The sequence below is a fragment of the Actinomadura sp. NTSP31 genome (genome assembly GCF_041951385.1).
Taxonomy (GTDB): Bacteria; Actinomycetota; Actinomycetes; order Streptosporangiales; family Streptosporangiaceae; genus Spirillospora; species Spirillospora napierensis.
In genome coordinates this window covers 112,310-118,363 of the sequence record NZ_JBGNUT010000034.1, presented here as the reverse complement: position 1 = coordinate 118,363, position 6,054 = coordinate 112,310, and the positions used below count along the sequence as shown (strand labels likewise).

Below are 6,054 nucleotides of genomic sequence, written 5' to 3'. Positions count from 1 at the left end.
GGCAACTAGGGCCGGCGGGACGGGCGCCCCGCCGGCCCTAGTTGCCCGTGGTGGTGCCGCGTCCCGCCTCCTTGACGCCGGCCCTGATCAGGCTGGCCTTCGCCGCCGCGACGACGCGCTCCGCGGTGAGGCCGAACTGCTCGAACAGCGTCTTGTAGTCGGCGGACGCGCCGAAGTGCTCCAGCGACACCGACTCGCCGGCGTCGCCCACGTAGGTCCGCCAGCCGAGCGCCACGCCGGCCTCCACCGACACGCGCGCCCGCACTCCCGGCGGCAGCACCTGCTGCTGGTAGGCGTCGCTCTGCTCCTCGAACCACTCCACGCACGGCATCGACACCACGCGGGTCGGGGTGCCCTGCGCCTGCAGCGTCGCCCGCGCCTCCAGCGCCAGCTGCACCTCGCTGCCGGTCGCGATCAGGATCACCTCAGGCTGCCCGCCCTCGGCGTCGGCCAGCACGTAGCCGCCCTTCGCGGCGCCGTCGGCGGACGCGATCTCGCCGCCGCGCTCCAGCGTCGGCAGCTTCTGCCGGGTCAGCGCGAGGCCCGCGGGCCGGTCGGTGTGCTCCAGGACGGTCCGCCACGCGACCGCGGTCTCGTTGGCGTCCGCCGGGCGGACCACGTCCAGCCCCGGGATCGCGCGCAGCGCCCACAGGTGCTCGACCGGCTGGTGCGTCGGGCCGTCCTCGCCGAGCCCGACCGAGTCGTGCGTCCACACGTAGGTGACCGGCAGCTTCATCAGCGCCGCCAGCCGGACCGCCGGCCGCATGTAGTCGCTGAAGATCAGGAAGGTGCCGCCGTACGGGCGCGTCCCGCCGTGCAGCGCGATGCCGTTGCAGATCGCGCCCATCGCGTGCTCGCGGACGCCGAAGTGCAGCGTCCGGCCGTACCGGCCGCCGGGGAACTCCTTGGTCTGGAACTCCTCGGGGATGAAGGACGGCTCGCCCTTCATCGTGGTGTTGTTGCTCTCGGCCAGGTCGGCGGAGCCGCCCCACAGCTCCGGCAGCACCGGCGCCAGCGCGCCCAGCACCTCGCCGGAGGCGGCGCGCGTCGCCACCTCCTTGCCGGCCGGGAACTCCGGCAGCTTCGCCTCCCAGCCCGCGGGCAGGTGGCGGCCGCTGATCCGGTCGTACTCGGCGGCGCGCCCGGGGTTCGCCGACCGCCACGCCTGGAACGCCTTGTCCCACTCCGCGCGCAGCGCGCGGCCCCGGTCCGACACCTCGCGGGCGTGCGCCAGCACGTCGTCGGGGACGATGAACGACTCGGCCGGGTCCAGCCCGAGGATCCGCTTGGTCGCGGCGATCTCGTCGGCGCCCAGCGCGGAGCCGTGGGCCTTGCCGGTGTTCTTCTTGTTCGGCGCCGGCCACCCGATGATGGTCCGCAGCGCGACGAACGACGGGCGGGACGTCTCGGCCTTGGCCGCGTCGAACGCCGCCGCCAGCGCGGCCACGTTCTCCTCGTAGTCGCCGTTCACGGTCCAGTCGACGTGGTGGACGTCCCAGCCGTAGGCCTCGTAGCGGGCCCGCACGTCCTCCGACAGCGCGATCGCGGTGTCGTCCTCGATCGAGATGTGGTTGTCGTCGTACAGCAGGACCAGGTTGCCGAGCCGCTGGTGGGCCGCCAGCGCGCTCGCCTCGTGGCTGATGCCCTCCTCGATGTCGCCGTCGGACGCGAACGCCCAGATGGTGTGGTCGAAGGGGGACTCGCCCGCCGGCGCGTCCGGGTCGAACAGGCCGCGCTCGCGGCGGGCGGCCATCGCCATCCCGACCGCGTTGGCGATGCCCTGCCCCAGCGGCCCGGTGGTGGTCTCCACGCCCGCGGTGTGCCCGTGCTCGGGGTGGCCGGGGGTGAGGCTGCCCCACTTGCGCAGCGACTTCAGGTCGTCCAGCGTCAGCGGGTAGCCCGACAGGTAGAGCTGGATGTAAAGGGTCAGGCTGGAGTGCCCGCAGGACAGGACGAACCTGTCGCGGCCGGCCCAGTCCGGGTCCGTCGGGTCGTGCCGAAGGTAGCGCTGGAAAAGAAGGTAGGCGGCCGGCGCGAGGCTCATGGCCGTACCGGGGTGGCCGGAGCCCGCCTCCTCGACCGCGTCCATGGCGAGGGCGCGGATGACGTCCACCGCCCGCCGGTCCAGGTCGGACCATTCAAACGTGCTGCTGTCCCTGCTCACGGAACGCCAGGCTCCTCTCGAACCGCTTTCGTACAGAGTTCATTAGCGATGTGCCGCCGCGCGGCATGACCGGCTTCCGTGCCGCGGCCCCGCTGTGCCGCAACATCCGGCGGCACCTCCGTCTTCCCCTCGGGCCCCCTTGCGGCCACCTCGTCCGTGGCCTCGCGAAGATCATGCCGCGCCCTCGGCGAGCCTATCGCGCGGCCGGGCCGACGCAGGCGAGAGCGGGAACACGGCGAAAGGGCGCCGCCGCCCGCGCCAGGTCCGCGCCGCTTCCTGCACCCTTGCCCGATCGGCTCGCCGACTAACCCCCCGCACGGGTGAACCGAAGGGGGATCGGCATCGCGCCCCCGGCGGCCGGCGGAGGCGGCGCCGGGGCCCGGACCGGCGCGTCCGGTGCCCCGGTGCACGCCCCCGGGAGGGGTCGGACTACAGTGATGGCGCGGCCGGCGACGGCGGCCGCGGTCGCCAGACCGAAGCAGGATCACCAAGCCGAAGTTGCACTCGACCGAGGCCGGCCCGGATCGCGGGGGCGCCGCCGAGGTGGGACGCGATTTCCTCATGCCTAGTTGGACGTGGACCCGATTGTGACGGTGCTCAGTAACAAGCGCGGGGTCGAGCTCGACGAGCCGGTGCCGCTCGACGGGCAGGCGCCGGGGGCGCTTGCCGTGCCCGAGCCGGCGGCCGAGGCCCGCGGCTCGATCGGCGCGAGCGTGCGCGCCTACGTGGCGCTCACCAAGCCGCGCGTGATCGAGCTGCTCTTGATCACCACGATCCCGGTGATGTTCCTCGCCCAGCGCGGCCTGCCGCCGCTGTCGACGGTGCTGCTGACCTTCTCCTTCGGCGCCATGTCGGCCGGCGCCGCGAACGCGATCAACTGCTACATCGACCGCGACATCGACGTCAAGATGCGCCGCACCCGGCGCCGCCCGCTGGCCCGCGCGCAGGTCACCCCGGCCCGCGCCCTGGTGTTCGGGATCACGCTGGCGCTGGTGTCCACCGCCGGGTTCTTCTTCACGGTCAACCCGCTGTCGGCCGCCGGGTCGCTGTTCGCGATCCTGTTCTACGTCTTCGTGTACTCGCTGCTGCTCAAGCGGCGGACGTCGCAGAACGTCGTGTGGGGCGGCATCGCCGGCTGCATGCCGGTGCTCATCGGCTGGACGGCGATCACCAACGGCCTCGCCTGGACGCCGTTCGTGCTGTTCGGCGTGGTGTTCCTCTGGACGCCGCCGCACACCTGGACGCTCGCGATGCGCTACCGCGAGGACTACGCCGTCGCCAAGGTGCCGATGCTGCCCGTCGTGGCGACCGAGCGCCGCGTCATCACCGAGAGCCTGGTCTACACCTACGCCACCGTCGCGTGCTCGCTCGTACTGTGGCCCGTCGCGGGGATGGGCCCGGTGTACGGGGCCGTCGCCGTCGTCCTCGGCCTGGTCTTCCTCGGCGAGGGGCACCGGCTGCTGAAGGCCGTCCGCGCCGGTGTGACGGGGGTCCACCTGCGGCCGATGCGCTTCTTCCACCTGTCGAACGTCTACTTGGCGCTGCTGTTCACCGCCGTCGCCGTCGACCCGCTCCTGCACTGACGGCCGGGCACGGGCCCGCACCGACCCGTTACGCTCACGTCATGGCGCGTGTGGACCCCAAGGCGGTGCTGGAAGGCCGGATCCCGGGCCGGCCCCCGGTCGGGCTGATCGTCGGGCTGACCGTCTCGTCGCTGTGCGTGGTGCTCGCGCTCGCCGCCGACGTGCTGTCGGGCGGCGCCGGGTTCTGGGTCGGCGTGGTCCTGGCGATCCTGCCGATCCCGGCGCTGGTGGCGCTCGCCCTCACCCTGGACCGGCTGGAGCCCGAGCCGCCGCGCGCCCTGCTCTTCGCGTTCATGTGGGGCGCCGGCGTGGCGGTGTTCGGTGCGCTGGTGCTCAACACGCTCGGCCTGCTGTACGTCACCATCCCGATCTTCGGCGAGGTCAAGGGGCACATCGTCAGCGCGACGTTCGGCGCCCCGGTCATCGAGGAGTCGCTCAAGGGCGCCGTGCTGATCGGCATGCTGTGGTTCCGCCGCAACGAGATCGACGGCTTCGCCGACGGCATCATCTACGCCGCCATGGTCGGCCTCGGCTTCGCGATGATGGAGAACATCACCTACTACATGCGCGCCTTCGAGGACGGCGGCGCCCAGCAGCTGCAGGCGGTGTTCATCCTGCGCGGCCTGATCGCGCCGCTCAGCCACCCGCTGTTCACCTCGATGACCGGCCTCGGCGTCGCCTACGCCGCCACCCACCGGCGCGGCCAGCTCCTCGCGCCCGCCGCCGGGCTGATCGGCGCGATGATCCTGCACGGGCTGTGGAACGGCGCCACCACCTTCGGCCTCGGCGGCCTCGGCGTCGTCTACCTCCTCGACTTCGGCGTCCTGGTCACGCTGATCGTCATCGTCACGGTCGAGCGCCGGCACACCGTCCGGCGCATCGAGGCCTACCTGCCGGTGTACGCCGGCACCGGCCTCGTCACGCCGCAGGACGTGCGGATGCTGCGGTCCATCCCGTCCCGGCGGGCGGCCCGCCGCCCGCGCCATGGTCGACTACCAGCTCGCCGCGACCGAGCTGGCGCTGCTGCACAAGCGCGCCGACCGCGGCAACGCCGAGCCGCACTGGTTCGCCACCCGCCGCGACTCCCTGCTGGAGCTGATGTCGCTGGCCAGGCAGGCGTTCCTGCGCACGCCGCCGCGCCGCGGCGGGCCCGCGGCCGGGGCGCCGCCCTGGGCGCCGCAGGGCCCGTCCGGCTTCCTGCCGCCGCCACCGCCCGGCCCGTACGCGCGGTAACCGGGGGGTGCGTCGGGGGCACCGGACGGCGGCCATACGATTGACGCGTGGTGGAGCGAAAGTCGTCGACGAACCCGCTGATCCGTGCCCGGGACGCCGTGTGGCGCCCGACCCCGGGGTCGGTGCGGCTGCTGGCGCTGCTCGGCGTCATCGGGAACGTGGTGATCGTGGTCAGCGGCGGCCTGGTCCGGCTCACCGAGTCCGGCCTCGGCTGCCCCGAATGGCCGCGCTGCTCCGGCGACAGCCTCGTGCCCACCCGCAACGCCGACCACCACGCCTTCAACATGGCGGTCGAGTTCGGCAACCGGCTGATCACCTTCGTGGTGCTGGCCATCGGCGTGCTGGTGTTCGTGGCCGCGCTGCGGCTCGTCCCGCGCCGCCGCGACCTGGTGTGGTGGTCGCTCGCCCAGCCGATGAGCGTCGTCGCGCAGGCCGTCATCGGCGGCATCGTGGTGCTCACCGACCTGAACCCGGCGGCGGTGTCGGCGCACTTCCTCGTCTCGCCCGCCCTGCTGGTGTTCTGCGTGGCGCTGTGGGTGCGCGCGGGGGAGGGCGACGCCCCGGCCCGGCCCCTCGCCGGCCCCTGGACGCGCCGCCTCGCCGCCCTGCTGCTTATCGCCGCCGCGGCCGTGCTCGTCGCGGGCACCGTCGTCACCGGCACCGGACCGCATGCCGGCGACGCCTCGTCCCGCCGCTACGGCTTCGACATCCAGGACGTGGCGCGCATCCACGGCGAGATCGCCTGGGTCACGATCGCGTTCACCATCGCGCTCACCATCGTGCTGTACCGCACCGGCGGCCCGGCGGCGGCCAAGCGGCGCGCGCTGGAGCTGATCGGCCTGATCGTCGCGCAGGGCGCCGTCGGCTACGCCCAGTACTTCCTGGGCGTCCCGGCCGGGCTGGTGCTGCTGCACATGCTCGGCGCGGTGCTGATGTGGATCGCGGCGTTCCGCCTCTTCTTCGCGCTGCGCGACCGCGGCCCCATGCCGGCCGCGTCGCCGCGGCCGGTGGCCGCGCGTCCCGCCGAGGCCCCGCAGCCCGCCTGAACGGCTCCCGGACGGCTCAGGCCCTGCC

Annotated in this window: 4 protein-coding genes; 3 read left to right on the top strand and 1 reads right to left on the bottom strand. The window is 73.5% G+C overall.

The window, feature by feature from the left end; genetic code table 11:
- Window positions 1-37 precede the first annotated feature (37 nt).
- Window positions 38-2,164: a transketolase gene (gene tkt, locus ACA514_RS40145; protein WP_375046545.1), complete on the bottom strand. Its 2,127-nt coding sequence runs from the start codon at window positions 2,162-2,164 to the stop codon at window positions 38-40.
- 587 nt (window positions 2,165-2,751) lie between these two features.
- Between tkt and ACA514_RS40140 the strand changes: the two genes are divergently transcribed.
- The 3 genes from ACA514_RS40140 to ACA514_RS40130 are packed head-to-tail and all read left to right on the top strand — an operon-like array spanning window position 2,752 to window position 6,026.
- The gene (locus ACA514_RS40140; RefSeq protein WP_375046544.1) at window positions 2,752-3,747 is read left to right on the top strand and encodes a heme o synthase; all 996 of its coding nucleotides are present in this window, start codon (window positions 2,752-2,754) and stop codon (window positions 3,745-3,747) included.
- A gap of 41 nt (window positions 3,748-3,788) precedes the next feature.
- A complete protein-coding gene (locus ACA514_RS40135; protein WP_375046543.1) occupies window positions 3,789-5,024 on the top strand; it encodes a PrsW family intramembrane metalloprotease in 1,236 nt (411 codons plus the stop codon).
- Between the two features lie 3 nt (window positions 5,025-5,027).
- Window positions 5,028-6,026: a heme A synthase gene (locus ACA514_RS40130; RefSeq protein WP_375046542.1), complete on the top strand. Its 999-nt coding sequence runs from the start codon at window positions 5,028-5,030 to the stop codon at window positions 6,024-6,026.
- Window positions 6,027-6,054: the final 28 nt, after the last annotated feature.